Here is an 18,680-nt window from a genome sequence, read left to right on the forward strand (position 1 = left end):
GAGCGGGCCGCGAGGACGCGCTGCGGCGTCGCGAGCTCCCACACGCCCGGCAGCGCCCGGGCCACCATGGCGGGGGAGAAGCCGAAGAAGGTCGCTGTCACGACGCCGGGGCCGACCGGCCCGAACGGCGCCGAGCGACCGCCGAAGTAGCCGCGCCAGAAGCCGCGGAGCCCCGCCTGCTCGAATGCGGTCCGGCATTCCGGGGCGAAATAGGTCACCGCGTGGATCGGCTCGAACAACGTCCACATCTCGCGTGCTGAAATCACCCGCACCCCTTGTCTGTTCGCATCCTCCGGCCAATGGATCACCTCGATCCTAGGCATCCGGGAACCCGCCACCGAGCCGCCGTCAGGTCGGGATGAGCGCGAGGCCGACGATGCCGACGCGGGTGGAGGTCAGCCCGGTCGACAGTTCCGGCAGTGAGGTCGCCGCGGCCAGCACCGTGGCGCCGAACACCACTCCCGACATCCCGCAGCGGCCGAACAGCTCCTCACCGCTGCGCTCGATGTACACCCCCGCCGCCAGGGTGACCACGGCGGCCATGGCGAAGATCGGCACCGGCCGGTGCCGATCCCGCGGCGGGTGGCGTGGTCGGCTTTCGTGGCCGTGGAGTGCCCGGCCGGTTGATCCTGGCCGCCACGGAGCGGCGAATGCTGTAGCGCAGCTCACACCGTCGGCGCGTAGCGTGCCGCGAGCGCGGCCCAGTGTATCGAAAGATGCTGTACGAGAAGTTGTTTCGCCCGATAACTCATCAGCGGGTGTGCCGCCGGTGTAGTGCGGCCGTGAGCGGGTAGCCGCCGGAAGTGCGTAATCGACGGGGGCGGTGGCAGCCGGCGGTGAGACGCCGCTTCGGGAACCGGCCACCGAGATGTGAACCGAGGAGGACTGATGCGGACGGTGACGTCCATGCCGCAGCAGATCACCGTGGACGAACAGGTGTGGATCCCGATGCCGGACGGGGTGCGGCTGGCCGCCAAGATATGGCGGCCGATCGCCTCCGATGACGCCCCGGTGCCCGGCATCCTCGAATACATCCCGTATCGCAAACGGGACCTGAGCGCGGTGCGGGATTCGATTCACCACCCGTATCTCGCCGGACACGGCTACGGCTGTGTCCGGGTCGACCTGCGCGGCACCGGCGAGTCGGAGGGAGTGCTCGCCGACGAGTACCTCGAACAGGAGCACCTCGACGCCGAAGCGGTGCTCGCCTGGATGGCGGCGCAGCCGTGGTGCAACGGCCGGCTCGGCATGATGGGTATCTCCTGGGGCGGTTTCAACGCGCTGCAGGTGGCCGCCCGCAAACCCGCGGGTCTCGAGGCGATCGTGATCTCCTCGTTCACCGACGATCGCTATTCCGACGACATGCACTACATGGGCGGCGCCCTGCTCTCGGACAACATCGCCGAATCCGCGACGATGTTCGCCTACAGCACGCTGCCGCCCGATCCCGCGCTGGTCGGTGACCGCTGGCGGGAGATGTGGCTGGAGCGGCTGGAGAACTGCAGCCTCTGGGCCGCGAATTGGCTCGAGCACCAGCGCCGCGACGACTACTGGCGACGCGCGTCGGTCTGCGAGAACTACGCCGACGTCCAGATTCCCGTGCTCGCCTCCAGCGGCTGGGCCGACGGCTATTCGAACGCCGTCGCACGGCTGCTCGAGAATCTGGAAGTCCCGCGTAAGGGCCTCATCGGTCCGTGGTCGCACAAATATCCGCATCTCGGCGAACCCGGCCCCGCGATCGGCTACCTGCAGGAGGTGGTGCGCTGGTGGGACCACTGGCTGCGCGATATCGACAACGATGTGATGGACGGTCCGATGCTGCGGACGTGGATGCAGGACAGTGTCCCGCCGTCCACGTCGTACGAACAGCGGCCCGGCCGCTGGGTCGGTGAGCCCGCGTGGCCCTCGCCGCACGTACGGGCCGTGGCGCACCCGCTGGCCCGTAACCGGATCACGCGCCCGGACGAGCCGGTGACCCCGGCGGCTCTCGCGGTCGAGTCGCCGCTGTCGGTGGGGCAGTTCGCCGGGAAGTGGGCGTCCTACAGCGCGCCCCCGGATCTGCCCTACGACCAGCGCGAAGAGGACGGCGGCTCGCTGGTGTTCGACACCGACGAGCTGACCGAACGCTGCGAGATCCTGGGCGCGCCGACCGTGACGCTGGAGGTGTCGGCCGACAAGCCGGTGGCGATGATCGCGGCCAGACTCTCGGACGTCGCCCCGGACGGCCGCGCGACCCGGGTGACCTACGGCCTGCTGAATCTGACCCACCGCGACGGCCACGACGAACCGGAACCGCTGGAACCGGGCCGCCGCTACCGCGTCACCGTGCAGCTCAATGCCGTGGCCCAGGCCTTTCCGGCGGGTCACCGGATCCGGTTGTCGCTGTCGACGTCGTACTGGCCGCTGGCGTGGCCACCGCCGGAACCCGCCCTCGTCACCGTGTACACCGAGGGCAGCGCCCTGACGCTGCCGATCCGGCCGATCGCCGAATCCGACGATGTCGCGGTGCGGCCGTTCGAGGAACCCGAAGGCGCCGAGCCGATGCCCACCACCCGGATCAGGCCGGGGGAGCAGAAGTGGACGGTCTCGCGCGATCTGATCGACTACCGTTCCGCACTCGACATCGTCAAGGACGCCGGCCTGATCCGCTTCGACGAGCACGATCTCGACGTCGACCGCCGCGTCCACGAACGCTACAGCTGGAAGGCGGACGAATTCTGTTCCGCCACAGCGGAAACGTCGTGGTCGATGAGTTTCGCCCGGGGCGACTGGCGGGCCCGCACCGAAACCCGGACCCGCGTCACCTGTACCCCGACCGATTTCTACGTCCATGCCGAACTCGACGGATTCGAGGGCGAACAGCGAATGTTCTCGCGGAACTGGAAGAGGGTGATTCCCCGTGACCACGTGTGACCTGGAACCGGTAGGACCGGTGAATCATGCGAAACCGAGCCTGCGCAGCCGCATGCTGATCGCCGGCATGCGAATGACGCACGCGGACAAGACCTTTGCCGACGCGCACGCGCTGCGGGAGAGTATCCGCAAGAGCCAGCGGCCCGACCGGGACCGCCCGCCGGCCGAATTGCACACCCACTACTGGGTGACGCGCCGGAACATGCGGGGCCGGCCCGTGTACACCATCCGGCCGCTCGAGGGCGGCACCTCCCGCCACGTGCTCTACCTGCACGGCGGCGCCTACGTCCATCAGATCCAGCACGATCACTGGAAATTCCTGGCCCGCCTGGTCGACCGGACCGGATGCACGGTCACCGTGCCGCTCTATCCGCTGGCCCCCGCGCACCACGGCGACGACACGGTGGCGATGGTGCGCGCGGTGCACGACGAGGTCTTCGCGCATACCGCGTCGGAGAACAAGGTGTTCATGGGTGATTCCGCCGGTGCCGCGCTGGCGCTGGTGCTGGCGCGCCAACTCGGCGCGACGGAGGCCGTGACACCCAAGGAGGTCGTGATGATCTCCCCATGGCTCGATGTCACCATGACCGATCCCATGGCCCGGGCTCTCGATCCGTGCGACCCCTATCTCGGTGTCGCGGGACTGGCCGAGGCCGGTCGCCTGTACGCCGGCGAGCTCGACCGGCGCGATCCGATGATCAGTCCGCTGAATGCGCCCGCCGCGACGCCCGGGCGACTCAGCCTGTTCGTCGGCACTCGCGACCTCCTGCTGGCCGATGCCCGCCGTTTCCGGGCGCGGTGCGTGCGCGAGGGGGTCGACCTCGGTTACTTCGAATATCCGGGGATGTTCCACGCGTGGCATCTCTCGGATGTGCCCGAGGCCCGGCACGCGATGCGCCGGCTGGTGCGGCTCGTCCAGCGCCCGGCGCCCCGGACCGACGCCGGGGAATCGATGTACGCGCCCGCGGGGAATATTTCGACCAGAGGAGACGTGTGAATACTGCCGATATCTTCGTGATCGGTCTCGACGACGGAAATCTGCGCACTCTCGACCTGATTCCGGACGCGCAGCGATACCGATTCCATCCGTTGCTCGGGATCGAGGAAACCCAGGAGGGTGAGATTCCGATCGAGGACCTGCTGCACAAAGCGGAGGACACCCTGAAGGGCTTCGACGGGGATATCGCGGCCGTCGTCGGCTACTGGGATTTCCCGGTGACCGCCCTGGTTCCGATGTTGTGTGAGCGGTTCGGATTGCCCAGCGCCGATCTCGAGGCGGTGGTCAAGTGCGAGCACAAATATTGGAGCCGGATCGAGCAGAGCAAGGTGATCGACGAGATTCCGAAGTTCGGGATCGTCGACCTCGACGGCGAGGCCCGCCTGCCCGAGGGGATGACGTATCCGGTGTGGCTCAAGCCCGTCAAGTCCTTCTCCTCGGAACTGGCGTTCCACGTGCACGACGACCGCGAGTTCGAGGCGGCGGTCGAACAGATCCGCGCGGGTGTCGGCCGGGTCGGCAAACCGTTCGAATTCGTTCTCGACCGGATCGACCTTCCGCCGGAGATCGCCGCGATCGGCGGCCAGGCATGTCTGGCCGAGGAAACGCTCACCGGCGTGCAGGCGGCGACCGAGGGATACGTCTATCGCGGCCGGGTCACCGTGAACGGCGCCCTGGATTCGATCAACTACCCGCAGACGCCGTGTTTCCTCCGGCATCAATATCCGTCCCAGTTGCCGCCCGAGATCGTGGCGCGGATGACCGATATCTCCGAGCGCGTCATATCGCAAATGGGCCTGGACAATTCGACGTTCAGCATCGAATTCTTCTGCGAGCCGGACACCGGACGGGTGTCGGTGCTCGAGATCAACGCCCGCCATTCGCAATCGCACGCCGACATGTTCTACGCCGTGGACGGCGTGCCCAACCACCACTGCATGGTGCGTCTGGGCCTCGGCCTCGATCCGCGGTTGCCGAAGGGACAGGGCCGCTACGACATCGCCGCCAAGTGCTACTACCGCCGTTTCTCCGACGGGATCGTGACCAGAGTTCCCACGGCCGCGGAGATCGAGCGGATCCAGGACGACATCCCCGGCGTCACCATCGAAGTGGTTCCCGCCGAAGGAATCCGGCTGTCGGAGATGCCCGCGCAGGACAGCTACAGCTACGAACTGGCGGACATCTTCATCGGCGCCGACAGCGAAGCGGATCTGGTCGGCAAATACGAACGCTGCGTCGACGCCTTGCATTTCGAATTCGACGACGTGGACGACGAGGCGGACTAGGCGCAGCGCTCACCGTCGGCGCGCGGTGCCGACGACCAGGGGCACGATGGTCGGCATCATTGTCGGCATCCGGGTGTGCGCGATGTCCTCGACAGCGAAATCCGCTGCCGCGAGCAGGCTTTCGAAGTCCCGATTGGCGTGGCAGCCGTCCGCGAGGCGTCGTTGCAGCGGTGTCAGCACGTCCTGGACGCCGGCGCGCAGGCCGGTGCCGCGGACGTGTTCGTGGAACAGGAACCGGCCGCCGGGCTGCAGCACGCGATGCACTTCGCGCAGCGCCCGGGCCGGATCGCGCACCGAACAGAACACCAGCGACGCGGTGACCGTGTCGAAACTGGCCGCCGGGAAATCCAGCCGGTGCGCGTCGCCGTCCACGACGGTGACGGGCCCGGCGACGGTGTCGGCGCGTGCCGTCAATCGGGCGCGCAGTGCCGGATTCGGTTCGAGCAGGACGAGTTCGTCCAGGCCGTCCGGGTAATGCGAGATCGACAGTCCGTCGCCGGCCCCGATTTCGAGGGTGCGACCGGAGGCGCGGCAGAGCTGGGCCCGGCGCAGGTCGGCCTGTCCGGCACGTTCGACGCGGGACATGAAGCCCGGATACCAGCTGGCGAAGATGCGTTGGCCGAGAGTTGCGGTGGTCATGGGAACGAGTGTGGCGGGCGGCGGCCCTTCGCGTCATGGCCCGTTCGGGCCATAATCGATGCCGGATGATGCGCCGGCCTCGACGGCCGCCGCACGAGAGGTGGCAGCATGGTGGGCGCCGAGGAGCAGGTGGTCCAGCGGGTGCGGACCGTCGGCGGCGAGGTCGCCTGTTCGGTGGTCGGCAGCGGTCCCGCGCTGTTGATCGGCGGATGGTGGTGCAGCCACCTGATCCTCAACTGGAAGGATCCGTTGTTCCGGGCCTTCATGTCCCGGCTGGCGACTCGGTTCACCGTCATCCGATACGACCAGCCCGGGCGCGGCATGTCCGCGACCGCGGCGCCGGTCGATCCGGATGGTGAAATCGCCGTGACCGCGGACATCGTCGATGCGCTGGGGTTCGAGCGCGTCGCGGTGCTCGGCGCGTCGTCGGGCTCGGCGGTCGCAGCCGGACTCGCGGCCCGGTTGCCCCGCCGGGTCCATCGGCTCGTCCTCTACGGGTCGTTCGCCCGCGGCGCGGACATCGCGCCGGAGGGAGCGCGCCGCGCGCTGGTGGATGCGATTTCCGCGCACTGGGGCCTGGGCTCCCGTTTGCTGGCCGATGTGTTCGTCCCCGGCGCCGACAGCGCCGAACGCGAGCGGTTCGCCCGCTTCCAGCGGCTGTCCGCGACGGCCGAGCAGGCCGCGCAATCATTGTCCGCCACATACGAACTCGACGCCACCGAGTACCTGGCGGCCGTGACCGTCCCGACCACCGTGCTGCACCGCAAGCACGATCGCGCGGTGCCGTTCGCCCTCGGTGTCGACGTCGCCCGCCGCGTGCGTCGCGCGACCTTCGTCGAACTGTACGGTGAGGACCATTTCCCGTGGCGCGGTGACGCGACCGCCGTCGCCGACGCGATCCTGCGCGCGCTGGGATATCCGGTGCGATCCCAGCCGTTGCCGCCGGGTCCCGAAGCGGTGACCGATCGCGAGCGCGAGATTCTGCGCCTGGTGGCCGAGGGGCTGACCGACGCGCAGATCGGCGAGCGGCTGACCTTGAGTCCCCATACCGTGCACCGGCACGTCGCCAACGCGCGCACCAAACTCGGTGTCCGTTCCCGCGCCGCCGCCTCGGCTGCCATCCGCACCGATCGCCCCGGCCGCACCTCCTGATCCCGCCGCGCGCCCGGGTTCATCGCGGCGACACCGGGTAGCCCGACAGTGTCGGCCGATCGGACGGCACCGAACGACAGTTGTGGAATGGAGTTGATATGCGCTTCGATCCCCTCCGTGCGGCGGCGCGCGTGCTGATGGGCTCCACCTACGCGGTACTCGGTGCGGACGCGTTGCGTGCGCCCGGACCTCGGCCGGAGGCGGCGGCGCCGACCCTCGCCGCGGTGCGCTCGGTCGTGCCGCTGCCCGAGGACGACAAGCTGCTGGTACAGGTCAATGCGGGCGTTCAGGTGGCCGGTGGCGTATTGCTGGCACTGGGCACACTGCCCCGCCTGTCGGCGCTGGCTCTCATCGCCTCGATGGTGCCGACAACCATTGCGGGACATGCGTTCTGGGCGATCGACGACCCCGGCGCGCGGAAGCCGCAACAGGTGCAGTTCCACAAGAACATGGCGATGATCGGCGGGCTGCTGTTCGTCGCCTCGGAGAAGCGGGGCGGTTGACCGCCGCGGCTACGGTCGCATCTGCGCGACCGAGTCCTCCGGTGTACTCCACACCCCGTCGCGCAGCGTATCCAGAATGCGGGTCAGCAGTCGTGACACGTGCATCTGGGATACCCCGAAGTGCTCGGCGATCTCCGATTGGGTTTTCGATTCGAAGAATCGCAGGACGAGGATATCGCGGTCGCGCTGCGGCAGATCGGCGATGAGCGGCCGGACCGCGGCGGCCTGCTCGAGCAGTTCGTAGCAGGGTTCGTCGACGCCCAGCGCGGCGGCCGCCGCGGACGGTGCGTCGTCGCGCTCGGTCCGGGCGGCGTCGAGGGAATCGCACTGGTAGACGTTGGCGGCGACGAGAGCCTGGGTGATGTCGATGATGTCGACATCCAGCTCGGCGGCCAGTTCCCGGGCATTGGGCGCACGGCCCAGGCGCTGGGTGAGCGGATCGCCGGCCTTCACGATCCGGTGGCGCAGTTCCTTGTAGCGGCGGGGTACGCGGGCCGCCCAGGTGTGGTCGCGGAAATGTTTGCGCACCTCACCCATGATGGTGGGAACGGCGAACCCGAGGAACGGCGCGCCACGGCCCGGATCGAAGCGGTCGACGGCGAGAACCAGCCCCATGCGGGCGGTCTGCAGCAGGTCGTCGTAGGCTTCGCCGCGGTTGAGGTAGCGGCGCGCGATGTGCTCGGCCAGCGGCAGGCACAATTCGATGATGTGCTCGCGCAGTGCCCGCCGGTGCGGGTCGGTGGCGTCGAGGTCGGCGAGTTTGTCGAACCACGGTTCGATGTTGTCGTAGCTGTCGCTACGCGACCGGGCGCCTCCGGTCCGGTGGGTTCGTGCGGGGTGTGTCATTCGGGCCACTCCGTTTCCGTCGTATGCGACGACATGGAGCGAGCACCTCGATCACGCAAGCTCAACGGTCTTGCGCCTGCGCACGGATGTTCGCATTCGGCTATCGTTCGCTCGGCCTGCGCCGGAGTTTCGAAACAGGTTGGCGCGCAACGCATCTGTGTGGTGCACAATCGAACGCGAGAGGCGGGCGGATGCGCGCCGTTCGCGTACCGGACCGATCCTACGGACCGTCCCGTTCCGTCGGTCGAGAACCGGACAGGATCCGGTATCGGTTGGGCCACGGAACGGATGCCGGACCGCATCACGGCGGCACCGCGTGCCCTCGGCAGGACATCGGCGCAGGTGAGGGCCGTGTCCGGGCCGGAGAGTAGGCTGCGATGATGGTCGCCAGCGGGCACGACGACGGCGTCGAACGGGTGGTGGGCGCCGGTGACCCGCAGGGCGTCGGCCGGTTCCGATTCTGGTTCGCCGAAGAGCGATGGGAGTGGTCGGACGAGGTCGCCAGGATGCACGGTTATGCACCGGGGCAGGTCGAACCGACCACCGAGCTGCTGCTCGGGCACAAACATCCCGACGACCGCGATCGGGTCGAGGCCACCATCGTGACCTCGGTCGAAGATCACGCACCGTTTTCCAGCCGGCACCGCATCGTCGACACCGGCGGCACGGTCCGCGATGTGCTGGTGGTGTCGGAGCCGATGCTCGACGCGTCCGGCGAGGTGATCGGCACGCAGGGCTACTACGTCGATCTCACCGACTCGGTGGACCGGCAGCGCCGCGAACTTTTCGAGGAGGAGCTGCCCGCCGTCATCGAACGCCGGGCGGCGATCGAACAGGCCAAGGGGATCCTGATGTTCGTCTACCGGATCTCGGCGGAACAGGCGTTCCGCGTGCTGGCGTGGCGCTCCCAGGAAACCAATGTCAAGTTGCAGGAATTGGCCGCGCAGTTCGTCGGCGATCTGGACACCGTGCCCCCGGTGCCCGCATCGACGCGGACCCGTCTCGATCATCTTCTGCTGACGCTGCGCCATCCGGGCACGGACGAGGAATAGCGCGTGGCCGCGCCGGCCTGGGTGGCCGGTTCCGGGTGAGTCGTCGGGGTGTGGACGATGTCGTAGTAGGTGGACCGGTCGGCGGCGTCGGGGTGGACACGATAGGTGAAGGTCGTGGCGTCGAGTGTGACGATATCGACGACGCGGCGGAATTCTTCCTGTTTATAGCAGGACGCATTCCAGCGCCAGGAACAGTGGCCGGGTGAAATGTTCGTCCCACCAAGGGTTTTCGCGGCGCTGCCGGTCGGTGGGCCGGGGCTCGCGCACGGCGGTGAGCGCGAATCCGGCGGTGGTGAGCATCCCGATCGTCGCTTCCAGCGAATACAACGCCTGAACGGAGGCGGCGGGCGAGCGTGTCCCCGCGACCTCGAAGCGCTGCCGCACCGTGCGCCCCGCGAAATAGTCGTCGACCGTGAAACCTGTTCCGGCGCCGCTGCGTTCGCCGCGGGCGACGTAGAAGCAGGGGTGCATCGTCACCATCACCAGCCGCCCGGCGGGGCGCACGACGCGGGCGAATTCGACGAATCGCAGCCCGGGATCGGACAGTCCGTGCGGCAGTCGGTTGGCCACCACCAGGTCGACGCTGTCGTCGGGCAACGGCAGCGCGGCCACGTCGGCCTGCCGGAATCGCGCGCGGGCCGGATCGTGTGCCGGATGGCTCGCGGCGGCCGCGACGAATTCGGCGCAGGTGTCGACGCCGTCGACGAAACCCGCGCCGCGCGAGGACAATTCGCGGGTCAGATAGCCTTCACCGCATCCGGCGTCCAGGACGTGCAGGCCCGCGCAGTCGCCGATGAGCGCCAGCAGTGCCGGGTCGGTGAGGCCGCTGCGATACGGGTCGAGATCGTCGCGCACGATGCGAATCCAGAACTCGGCGTTGGCCGCGTACGCGTCCGAGATGGGCTCGTCTCCCAGCACATTCGCTCCCAGTTGCGATCGGGACGGCCGCCGCGGCGGGCGGCGGAATTCGGTATCGAAGTGTAGACCGTGGCGGCGGGACATCGCGCGCGGAACACCGTCGCGAAACAATGGTCGTTTTGATAGCATTTCCAAATCCGGTATTCACCGGAAATGCGGATTCGGGTGGCGAGATGCGGCCCGGAAATTCATGGCCGGGCCGGTTTGCGCATCGGCCGGAAGGAGTCGGTCGTGGCTCGAATAACGCCTGCGGCAAAGTCGGAGTGGTCGCCGGATCTGGTCGGCTTCATCGGGGAATTCCGCTCCTCCGTGCTCGGTGACACCCCGGGCGATACCCACCCCGCCGGGGCCAACCTGCTCGGCACGCTCGCGCGATATCCCGCACTGGCCAAGGCATTCCTGAGCTTCAACGGCCATCTGCTGTACGGATCCACACTCGGCGACCGGCAGCGCGAACTGCTGATACTGCGCGTCGCCGCCGTCCGGCAGTGTGATTACGAATGGGCCCAGCACGCTATTCTCGCGGAAATAGCAGGAATGCCGCAGGCGGAAATAGAAAGGGTCGCGGCGGCGGTGCCGGACGACGAATGGGCCGCTGCCGACAGAGCGTTGCTGATCGCCACCGACGAATTGCTGTCCGACGGTGCGGTCGCCGCCCGCACCTGGGAGATTCTCGCCGCCGAATTCGAGCGGAATCAACTCATGGATATCGTTTTCACCGTCGGCACCTACGATATGTTGGCCATGGCCCTGCGGTCCTTCGGCGTGGAACCCGACGACGACCTGAAGCCCTATCTGCCGCGGCATCGGTAACCGCTAACCCGCCTCAGGTGTTGCGGCCGCCGTTCACGCCGATCACCTGCCCGGTGATATAGCCGGCCTCCTCGCTCACCAGGAACGCACAGGCGGCGGCGATATCCTCCGGCAACCCGATCCGTCCGACGGGAGTAGCGTCGATCTGCTTGTCCACATCGAGGACGCCACGGTCTGCGGTCGCTCGCATCATGGGCGTATCGATGAACCCCGGCGGAATCGTGTTGACCGTGACGCCTTTTCGCGCGAACTCCAGCGCGAGCACCTTCGTCAACCCGAGCACCCCGGACTTCGAGGACACATAGGCGGCCATCCCCGCCGCGCCGCTGTGAACACTCGACGAGGAAATGTTCACGATCCGCCCCCAGCCCTGCTCGACCATATCGGGCAGCACGGCCTGGCAGCAGTCGAAGGTGCCGGTGAGGTTGACCGCCAGCACCCGCGCCCACTGCTGCGCGGTGATGTCGAGAAACGGCCCGGACGTGGTGATTCCGGCGCTGTTGACCAGAATCGACGGCCGGCCCAGCTCGTCGCGGACTCGCCGCACACCGGTATCGATGGCGCCGCGGTCGGACACGTCCACCGCCACCCCGATCGCCTTGCCGCCGGATTCGCCGATCTCCCGCGCCGCGCGATCGGCCGCCGCGCCGTCCAGGTCGAACACCGCCACCGGCGAGCCGTCGGCGGCCAGCCGCCGTGCGATCGCGCCGCCGATCCCGGACGCGCCGCCCGTCACGATCGCGGTTCGGCCGCTCATTTGATCGACTCCTGCCCGACCAGGGTGGACCGGTGCATGCGCCGCGGCTGCGACCGATCGAACGGACAGGCCCGATGCACCAGGCCGGTGTTGTCCCAGATCACCATGTCGCCCACCGCCCACCGATGGGACAGCACCCGGTCCGGGGCGGTCGCCCGCGCCAGCAGATCGTCCAGCAGCGCCCGGCCCTCGTCCGGGGCCATGCCCACCACATGATCGGCCGACGCTCCGAAAACCAGTGAGCGACGGCCGGATTCGTGCGTCCACACCAGCGGATGTTCCCGTCCGCCGCGGCGCGCCCACTCGTCGAGCTGTTCCGGCGTCGGATCGGCATATGTCAGCCGTTGAATGGCCTCGAAGCTGTGCCACACCCGCAGGCCCTCGAACCGCCGCTTCTCCTCCTCGGACAGTTCGTCGTAGGCGACGTAGGTGCTGGCGAACGCGGTTTCACCACCCGTCTCGGTCACCACGTGGGCGCTCATGATGGACGCCTTGGCCGGCACCTCGTCCATGAAACCGTCCAGATGCCAGTAGTCGTTGCTGGCGAAATACTCCACGTTGGGGTTGTCCGGGTCGAAACTGATCTCCATCACGTCCGGATTGGGGTACAGCGGAAACTGCACCAGCTCACCGAGTTTGCGGCAGAACGCGGCCTGCGTCTCGTCGTCGGCGTGCAACCGGGGGAACAGCAGCACACCGTGTTCTTCGAGCGCGGCCAGGCATTCCCCCGGCAGGTCGTCGTCGCTACGGAGACGGTCGAGGTCGACGTCGTCGACCCGCACACCGACCGTTTCGCTGAGTTTCGTGGTTTTCACGCCCCCTCCTCCGGTGCGTAGCCGAGAATCGCCTTCGTCTCGAGGTACTCCTCGAATCCGTATGCGCCCCATTCGCGTCCGTTGCCGCTCTTGCGGTAGCCGCCGAACGGGCAGCCGAAGTCGAAGCCGTCGTTGATCGCCACCGAACCCGCGCGAATGCGGCGGGCGACCGCGCGGGCCTGCTCGAGGTCGGCGCCCGCGACGAAGCCGGCCAGGCCGTAGTCGGTGTCGTTGGCGATCTCGATCGCGTGATCGAGCGAGTCGTAGCCGAGGATGGTGAGGACGGGCCCGAAGATCTCCTCGCGGGCGATCGTCATATCGTTGCCGACATCGGCGAAAACCGTCGGCTTCACATAGAACCCGACGTCCAGCCCTTCCGGGCGACCGGTGCCGCCGGCGACCAGGGTGGCGCCCTCGTCGATGCCTTTGCGGATCAGCGCCTGGATCTTGTCGAACTGGGCGCCCGACACCACCGGGCCCATCGCGACCTCACCGTTCGGATCGCCGACGGTCACGGTGCCGGCGGCCGCGCGAGCGGCGTCTTTCGCCTCGTCCATGCGGGCCGCCGGCACCAGCATGCGTGATCCCGCGCTGCAGGTCTGGCCGGAATTGTTCATCATCGTCACCACGCCCTTGGCGACGTTGGCGGCGAAATCGGCGTCGTCGAGCACGATGTTCGGGCTCTTACCGCCGAGCTCCTGGGTGACCCGCTTGACCGTGGGCGCGGCATTGCGGGCGATATCGATACCGGCCCGGGTGGAACCGGTGAACGAGATCATGTCGATATCGGGATGTCCCGACAGCGGCACCCCCACGCCCGGCCCGTCGCCCTGAACCAGGTTGAACACTCCGGCGGGTACGCCGGCCGCGTCGAGGATCTCGGCGAAGATCTGCCCGTTGAACGGCGACTGCTCCGACGGCTTCAAGATGACGGTGCACCCGGTGGCCAGAGCCGGAAATACCTTGACCGCGATCTGATTCAGTGGCCAGTTCCACGGTGTGATCAGCCCGCACACGCCGATCGGTTCCTTGACCACCAGCGAGGCGCCGTGGCGCTGCTCGAAGCGGTAGTCGGCGAGTGCGGCGATCGCGGTGTCGAGATGCCCGGCGCCCAGATCGACCTGGAAACCGCCCGCGAGCGCGGCCGGTGCGCCCATCTCCTCGGTGAGCGCGGCCGCCAGATCGTCACGGCGGCGCTGATATTCGGCCGCGACGGCCCGCAACACCGCCAGCCGATCGGCGACCGTGGTCGCCGACCAGGTCCCGAACGCGGTCCGCGCCGCGGCCACGGCCCGGTCCACATCCTCGGCCGATCCGGCGGCGACCCGGCCGCAGACCTGCTCGGTCGCCGGGTTGATCACCTCGATGATCTGCGCGGACGCGGGTTCGACCCACCGCCCGCCGATGTAGAACGTCGGATATTCACGCATGAGCCGCTGTCCTTCTCTCTGGATGCGCTGTGGGGCAGATGTTTTCGTGCAGAGGGCTACTGCATTCCTTCCGCGTACCAGGTACGGAATTCGTCGTAGCTGGGCATCTCCTCCGAATTGGCCTTCGGATCGACGGCGACGTGCACGACCCCCGGTTTACCGCTGGCATAGGCCCGTTTGATCGCCGGTGCGATGTCCTCGTCGCGTTCGACGTATTCGCCGTGGCACCCGAAACCCTCGGCCACCTTGTCCAACCGGACACCGGTACTCCAGTGCACACCCGTTTCGAGCGAGCCCTGCCCGAAGGTGCGTTTGTACACGCCGACCTCGAGGCCCCACGCGTAGTCGACGCCGACCACACAGACCAGCGGCAAATTCAGGCGCGCGGCGGTTTCGAGTTCGGCGATCTGGAACTGGAACGAGGAATCGCCGGTGATCAGCATGACCGGCCGGGTGCCGCCGTCGGCCACCGAGGCGCCGATGGCGTAGGGCAGCCCGGTGCCCAGATGTCCGAAGTTCTGGTTCCACATCACGTCGTGCGGTTTCGCCTGGGAGTACGTCCAGCCGAAAATCGTGGTGGCGCCGCCGTCCCTGGCCATGATGCCGTCGGTGGGAAAGGCTTTCGTCGCCTCCACGATCAGGCGCGCCGGATGGACCGGGCTCATCCCGCTGGGCGCCGATTCGGCCAGTTCGGCCAGCCGGGCGGCGTCACGCTCGATCCAGCCCGCCAGCTCCGGTGACGGCGTGCGCGGAGTGTCGCGCAGCGCCTCGACCAGCTGGGGGACCACCGCCCGCAGATCGCCGACCAGCGGCACGTCGATGGGGCGGTTCACCCCGATGGCGGCCGGATCCTGTTCCACCAGAATCCAATTCCGCTCCGCCTCGCCCGCGAGCCAGTGCCGGCCGCGGCCGTAGTGCACGGGTTCGCCGAGTTCGGTGCCGATGGCCAGGCACAGGTCCGACCGCACGACCGCCTCCACCGCCGACGGCGAGAAACCGTAGGGGAAGGTGCGATCCTCGAGGCCGGGAATGTAGGAGGTGCCACCGGAGGTCTGGATCACCGGGGCGGCCATCAGATCGGCCAGTTGCCGTACCGATTCCGCCGCCCGCGCGGTGTGCACCCCGTGCCCGATCAGCAGAATCGGCTGCCGCGCGGCCCGGATGTGCTCGGCCGCCTCGGCGATGCGATCCGCGCCCGCGGTCTGGCCGACGAGGCGATACCGCCGCGGTGGCAGTGCCGGCGGCAGATCGAGCTCCTCCTCGATGACGTGTGAGGGATATTCGATGTACACCGGTCCCGGCGTGCCCGACAGCGCCTTGCGCAGGCCCTCACGGATGATTTCGTCGGTCTGATCCGCGTATTCGATACTGGCGCTGTACTTCACGGAATTCTCGACCAGACCGGCCTGCTGCACGAACTGGATCCGGCCGCGCCGCACCCGCTGCTCGGTGATCCGGGCCCGCTGGCCGCCCAGGAAGATGATCGGCGAATTCTCCACCTTCGCGCACATGATGGCGCCGGACAGATTCGCGATACCGGGGCCCAGAGTGCCGATGCACACCGCGGCCTTCCCGGTCATCCGCGATACGCCCTCGGCCATCATGCCGGCCGACTCCTCGTGATGCGGCGCCACCACCTTCCAGCCACGCTCCTCGGCGCGGTGGAACAGGTGGACGAAATTGGGGTCCGGAATGCCGAAGATGGTGTCGATGCCCTCGGCCTCGAAGAGTTCGAGAATGCGTTCGTAAACCTTCACTGCTGTTTCCCTTCGGTCGCCATCGCGAAGCTGCGGCCGATGTGCTCGGCGTGCGCGCTCAGCGGCGGCAGGATCCACGAGTTGTCGGTGTTGCGGATGTCGTCGATGCGCGCGGCGACCTCGTCGACGGTCCAGGACGGCTGATACACCCCCGGCGTCTCGGCGATATAGGCGCGTGCCACCCGGCCCGCGATCGCGACCAGCAATTCACCGCTGAGACAACAGGATTCGTGCGCCAGGTACGCGACCGCCGGGGCCACCAGTTCCGGGCGCATATCCGGATAGGCGGAGGTGTCGATGCCGTCGGCCATCCGGGTCAGCGCCGAGGGCACGATGATGTTGCAGCGCACCCCTGCCTCGGCGCCCTCGAGGGCAACCACATTCGACAGCCCGATCATGCCCGCCTTCGACACCGCGTAATTGGCGACCGACCGATTGCCGTAGATGCCGCCGATCGAGGAGGTCAGCACCACCCGGCCGTAGCCGGCGGCGCTCATGACCGGGAAGGCCGCGCGCACGGTGTGGAAGGCACCGCGTAGATGCACATCCAGTACGGCCTCGAAATCCTCGTAACTCAGTTCGGTCAGCGATCCGTAGCGCACGGTGCCGGCGTTGTGGATCAGGATGTCGAGGCGTCCGAACCGGTCGAGCGCCGTGTCCACGATCGCCCGCCCGCCCTCCGGGCTGGCGACCGACGCGGTGCACGCCACCGCCGTGCCGCCCGCGGCGGCGATCTCGGCGACCACCTCGGCGGCGACGCCGGCGTCGGGGTCCTCACCGCGCATACTGCCGCCGGGATCGTCGACCACCACGCGCGCACCGCGCTCGGCCAGCAGCAGGGCATAGGCCCGGCCCAGGCCGCGCCCGGCGCCGGTGACCACCGCGACGCGGTCGTCGAATCTCAGTTCGGACAACAGGATATCCTCTCGCGCATCGTGTTCCGGGTCTAGGTGCTCAGCGTCAGGCCGTCCAGAGCGCCGGCGTCACGCCAGGCCCGCAGCAGGTCCTCGAGCACGTAGAAACCACCCCAGAACGGATCGCCGAGGAACGAGCGGCCGTTCGGCTCACCCTCGCTGTTGTAGTAGCCGGGGGTGCATTCGGTGACGAAGGTGCTGTTGTCGACGGTGTTGGCCCGGATCGTCTGCACCCATGCCTCTTCGGCCGCCGCCGTCGGCTCCACGCGGGTCGCGCCGCGCGACTGCGCCTGCGCGATGATGTAGGCGATGTGATCGGCCTGCTGTTCGTACATCAGCGTGGTGGCCGCGGTGACCCCGCCCTGGATGAATCCGGTCGCGAAATGGTTCGGGAACCCGTGCGCCATCATCCCGTGCAGTGTGCGAAAACCCTTGCCCCAGTGCTCGTACAGCGATTTCCCGCCGCGTCCCGCGAAGGGTGCGATGTCGAACTGGCGATCCAGTGCGGTGGTGATCTCGAAACCGCTGGCGAAGACGATGCAGTCGACCTCGTATTCGACGCCGTGCGCGACGACGCCCGTGCGGGTGATCCGCTCGACGCCCTTGGTGTCGGAGACGTCGACCAGCGTCACATTGGGCCGGTTGAACGTCGGCAGGTAGTCGTCGTTGAACACCGGCCGCTTGCACATGTTGCGGTAGTACGGCTTCAACTTCTCCGCGGTCTCGGGATCGGTGACGATCTCTTCCACGCGCCGGCGCAATCGCTCCATGGCGCGGTAGTCCTCGATTTCCTTGAGTTCGAGGAATGTCGCCGGGTCGGCCAGCGCCGCCCAGCCGTCGGTCTCGTTCAATTTCGCGGCCAGATTGCGGGCGACCTCGGTCCAGCCGTCGCAGATCAGATCCGGTTCGCCGGGGGAGTAGAAGGCGAAGGCGGCATTGTGGAAATTGCGCTGCCGTTCGGTGCGCCACCCCGGTCGCAGTGAGGCCACCCATTCCGGATCGGTCGGGTGATTGTCGCGCTCGAAGATATAGGACGGCGTGCGCTGGAAGACCGTCAGATGTTTCGCGCCGCGCGCCAGGTGCGGAATCACCTGCACTCCGCTGGCGCCGGTGCCGATGACCGCGATCTTCTTGTCGCCGAGACGATCCAGGCCGCCGTGCAGGTCACCGCCGGTGTAGTCGTAATCCCAGCGCGCGGTGTGGAAGGTATGTCCCTCGAATTCGGTGATCCCGGGAATGCCGGGCAGTTTCGGCCGGTTGTAGGGCCCCTGGCACATGATCAGGAAGCGGGCGCGGATCTCGTCGCCGCGGTTGGTGGCGATTCGCCAGCGCGCGAGCCGCTCGTCCCATTCGAGTGCGCGCACCAGCGTGTGGAAGATCGCCTTGTCGTAGAGTCCGAAATGTTTACCGATGCGCTGGGCGTGCTCGTAGCATTCGTCGCCGTGGGAGAACTTCTCCTTCGGAATGAATCCGGTTTCCTCGAGCAGCGGCAGATAGCAGTAGGCATCGGAGTCGACCTGGATGCCCGGATACCGGTTCCAGTACCAGACACCGCCGAAATCGCCGCCCAATTCCACGATCCGGAAGTCGGTGACGCCGGCCTGCTGCAGCCGGTGGGCGGTGATGAGCCCGGCGAAACCCCCGCCCAGGATGACGACCTCGATATCGGCGTCGATCGGTGCGCGCGCGACGACCGGCAGGTGCGGGTCGGCCTCGTAGAAGTCCGCGAATTCGCCGGCCGCCTCGAGGTACTGCTGCTGTCCCTCCGGGCGTAGCCGCTTGTCGCGTTCGGCCAGATATTTCTGCCGCAGGGCCTCTCTGTCGACCTCGGGGGTCCGGGTGGGGGCGCAGGGTTTCATCGGAAAATCCTTGGGGGGAGCGGGTATTC

General features: G+C 67.9%; 19 protein-coding genes. 7 read left to right on the top strand and 12 right to left on the bottom strand.

Annotated features, from left to right (window positions below; all coding sequences use genetic code 11):
- The coding region (locus NK1_RS21470; protein ID WP_439955956.1) for an SCO6745 family protein at nucleotides 1-248 on the bottom strand (248 nt) is incomplete at its 3' end.
- Between the two features lie 100 nt (nucleotides 249-348).
- Nucleotides 349-558, bottom strand: a complete 210-nt coding sequence (locus NK1_RS21475; RefSeq protein ID WP_063011276.1) for a calcium:cation antiporter family protein — start codon at nucleotides 556-558, stop codon at nucleotides 349-351.
- A gap of 330 nt (nucleotides 559-888) precedes the next feature.
- Here NK1_RS21475 and NK1_RS21480 point away from each other — a divergent pair, with 330 nt between their 5' ends.
- The 3 genes from NK1_RS21480 to NK1_RS21490 are packed head-to-tail and all read left to right on the top strand — an operon-like array spanning nucleotide 889 to nucleotide 5,196.
- A complete protein-coding gene (locus NK1_RS21480; RefSeq protein ID WP_063011278.1) occupies nucleotides 889-2,913 on the top strand; it encodes a CocE/NonD family hydrolase in 2,025 nt (674 codons plus the stop codon).
- Entirely contained in the window at nucleotides 2,900-3,910 is a 1,011-nt protein-coding gene (locus tag NK1_RS21485; RefSeq protein WP_218023149.1) for an alpha/beta hydrolase fold domain-containing protein, read from the top strand. Before NK1_RS21480 ends, NK1_RS21485 begins: the two co-directional genes overlap by 14 nt.
- A complete protein-coding gene (locus tag NK1_RS21490; RefSeq protein ID WP_063011280.1) occupies nucleotides 3,907-5,196 on the top strand; it encodes an ATP-grasp domain-containing protein in 1,290 nt (429 codons plus the stop codon). The genes NK1_RS21485 and NK1_RS21490 overlap by 4 nt, the downstream gene beginning before the upstream one ends.
- Nucleotides 5,197-5,205: 9 nt before the next feature.
- Here NK1_RS21490 and NK1_RS21495 read toward each other — a convergent pair whose 3' ends face one another.
- Nucleotides 5,206-5,835, bottom strand: coding sequence for a class I SAM-dependent methyltransferase (locus NK1_RS21495; protein ID WP_063011282.1), 630 nt, complete (start codon nucleotides 5,833-5,835; stop codon nucleotides 5,206-5,208).
- Nucleotides 5,836-5,943: 108 nt separating this feature from the next.
- Between NK1_RS21495 and NK1_RS21500 the strand changes: the two genes are divergently transcribed.
- A complete protein-coding gene (locus NK1_RS21500) occupies nucleotides 5,944-6,987 on the top strand; it encodes an alpha/beta fold hydrolase (protein ID WP_063011285.1) in 1,044 nt (347 codons plus the stop codon).
- Between the two features lie 98 nt (nucleotides 6,988-7,085).
- Nucleotides 7,086-7,490 carry a DoxX family protein gene (locus NK1_RS21505; protein ID WP_063011287.1) on the top strand — a complete coding sequence of 135 codons (405 nt, stop codon included), beginning with the start codon at nucleotides 7,086-7,088 and terminating at the stop codon, nucleotides 7,488-7,490.
- A 9-nt stretch (nucleotides 7,491-7,499) separates the two neighbouring features.
- Here the strand turns inward: NK1_RS21505 and NK1_RS21510 are convergent, their stop codons facing one another.
- Entirely contained in the window at nucleotides 7,500-8,336 is an 837-nt protein-coding gene (locus NK1_RS21510; RefSeq protein WP_063011289.1) for an RNA polymerase sigma factor SigF, read from the bottom strand.
- A 377-nt stretch (nucleotides 8,337-8,713) separates the two neighbouring features.
- Between NK1_RS21510 and NK1_RS21515 the strand changes: the two genes are divergently transcribed.
- Nucleotides 8,714-9,388: a PAS and ANTAR domain-containing protein gene (locus NK1_RS21515; protein WP_245660725.1), complete on the top strand. Its 675-nt coding sequence runs from the start codon at nucleotides 8,714-8,716 to the stop codon at nucleotides 9,386-9,388.
- Here the strand turns inward: NK1_RS21515 and NK1_RS36240 are convergent.
- Nucleotides 9,343-9,597, bottom strand: coding sequence for a DUF4822 domain-containing protein (locus NK1_RS36240; RefSeq protein ID WP_369689827.1), 255 nt, complete (start codon nucleotides 9,595-9,597; stop codon nucleotides 9,343-9,345). The two genes, NK1_RS21515 and NK1_RS36240, sit on opposite strands and share 46 nt — an antisense overlap.
- Nucleotides 9,551-10,306 (bottom strand): class I SAM-dependent methyltransferase, encoded by a 756-nt coding sequence (locus tag NK1_RS35410; protein WP_218023150.1) that lies wholly within the window; start codon nucleotides 10,304-10,306, stop codon nucleotides 9,551-9,553. Before NK1_RS35410 ends, NK1_RS36240 begins: the two co-directional genes overlap by 47 nt.
- A 231-nt stretch (nucleotides 10,307-10,537) precedes the next feature.
- Here NK1_RS35410 and NK1_RS21525 point away from each other — a divergent pair, with 231 nt between their 5' ends.
- Complete coding sequence (locus tag NK1_RS21525) at nucleotides 10,538-11,119, top strand: carboxymuconolactone decarboxylase family protein (RefSeq protein ID WP_063011474.1); 582 nt, start codon at nucleotides 10,538-10,540, stop codon at nucleotides 11,117-11,119.
- Nucleotides 11,120-11,132: 13 nt separating this feature from the next.
- On the opposite strand, the gene NK1_RS21530 is transcribed toward NK1_RS21525, so the two are convergent.
- The 6 genes from NK1_RS21530 to NK1_RS21555 are packed head-to-tail and all read right to left on the bottom strand — an operon-like array spanning nucleotide 11,133 to nucleotide 18,651.
- Nucleotides 11,133-11,876: an SDR family NAD(P)-dependent oxidoreductase gene (locus NK1_RS21530; protein ID WP_063011293.1), complete on the bottom strand. Its 744-nt coding sequence runs from the start codon at nucleotides 11,874-11,876 to the stop codon at nucleotides 11,133-11,135.
- On the bottom strand, nucleotides 11,873-12,691 hold the full coding sequence (locus NK1_RS21535; protein WP_063011295.1) for a TauD/TfdA dioxygenase family protein: 819 nt from the start codon (nucleotides 12,689-12,691) through the stop codon (nucleotides 11,873-11,875). Before NK1_RS21535 ends, NK1_RS21530 begins: the two co-directional genes overlap by 4 nt.
- Complete coding sequence (locus NK1_RS21540) at nucleotides 12,688-14,121, bottom strand: aldehyde dehydrogenase family protein (RefSeq protein WP_063011297.1); 1,434 nt, start codon at nucleotides 14,119-14,121, stop codon at nucleotides 12,688-12,690. The genes NK1_RS21535 and NK1_RS21540 overlap by 4 nt, the downstream gene beginning before the upstream one ends.
- 56 nt (nucleotides 14,122-14,177) lie before the next feature.
- The gene (locus tag NK1_RS21545; RefSeq protein ID WP_063011299.1) at nucleotides 14,178-15,878 is read right to left on the bottom strand and encodes a thiamine pyrophosphate-binding protein; all 1,701 of its coding nucleotides are present in this window, start codon (nucleotides 15,876-15,878) and stop codon (nucleotides 14,178-14,180) included.
- The gene (locus NK1_RS21550) at nucleotides 15,875-16,792 is read right to left on the bottom strand and encodes an SDR family NAD(P)-dependent oxidoreductase (RefSeq protein WP_063011301.1); all 918 of its coding nucleotides are present in this window, start codon (nucleotides 16,790-16,792) and stop codon (nucleotides 15,875-15,877) included. The genes NK1_RS21545 and NK1_RS21550 overlap by 4 nt, the downstream gene beginning before the upstream one ends.
- A 32-nt stretch (nucleotides 16,793-16,824) precedes the next feature.
- Entirely contained in the window at nucleotides 16,825-18,651 is a 1,827-nt protein-coding gene (locus NK1_RS21555; protein WP_063011303.1) for a flavin-containing monooxygenase, read from the bottom strand.
- Nucleotides 18,652-18,680 lie beyond the last annotated feature (29 nt).

The organism is Nocardia kruczakiae NBRC 101016 (assembly GCF_001612965.1).
Classification (GTDB): domain Bacteria; phylum Actinomycetota; class Actinomycetes; order Mycobacteriales; family Mycobacteriaceae; genus Nocardia; species Nocardia kruczakiae.

Excerpts from the sequence above, each read along its gene's own strand:
- NK1_RS21495 (WP_063011282.1), bottom strand. The coding sequence starts at position 5,835 with ATGACCACCGCAACTCTCGGCCAACGCATCTTCGCCAGCTGGTATCCG.
- NK1_RS21505 (WP_063011287.1), top strand. The coding sequence starts at position 7,086 with ATGCGCTTCGATCCCCTCCGTGCGGCGGCGCGCGTGCTGATGGGCTCC.
- NK1_RS21500 (WP_063011285.1), top strand. The coding sequence starts at position 5,944 with ATGGTGGGCGCCGAGGAGCAGGTGGTCCAGCGGGTGCGGACCGTCGGC.
- NK1_RS21540 (WP_063011297.1), bottom strand. The coding sequence starts at position 14,121 with ATGCGTGAATATCCGACGTTCTACATCGGCGGGCGGTGGGTCGAACCC.
- NK1_RS21515 (WP_245660725.1), top strand. The coding sequence starts at position 8,714 with ATGATGGTCGCCAGCGGGCACGACGACGGCGTCGAACGGGTGGTGGGC.
- NK1_RS21480 (WP_063011278.1), top strand. The coding sequence starts at position 889 with ATGCGGACGGTGACGTCCATGCCGCAGCAGATCACCGTGGACGAACAG.
- NK1_RS21510 (WP_063011289.1), bottom strand. The coding sequence starts at position 8,336 with ATGACACACCCCGCACGAACCCACCGGACCGGAGGCGCCCGGTCGCGT.
- NK1_RS21555 (WP_063011303.1), bottom strand. The coding sequence starts at position 18,651 with ATGAAACCCTGCGCCCCCACCCGGACCCCCGAGGTCGACAGAGAGGCC.
- NK1_RS21530 (WP_063011293.1), bottom strand. The coding sequence starts at position 11,876 with ATGAGCGGCCGAACCGCGATCGTGACGGGCGGCGCGTCCGGGATCGGC.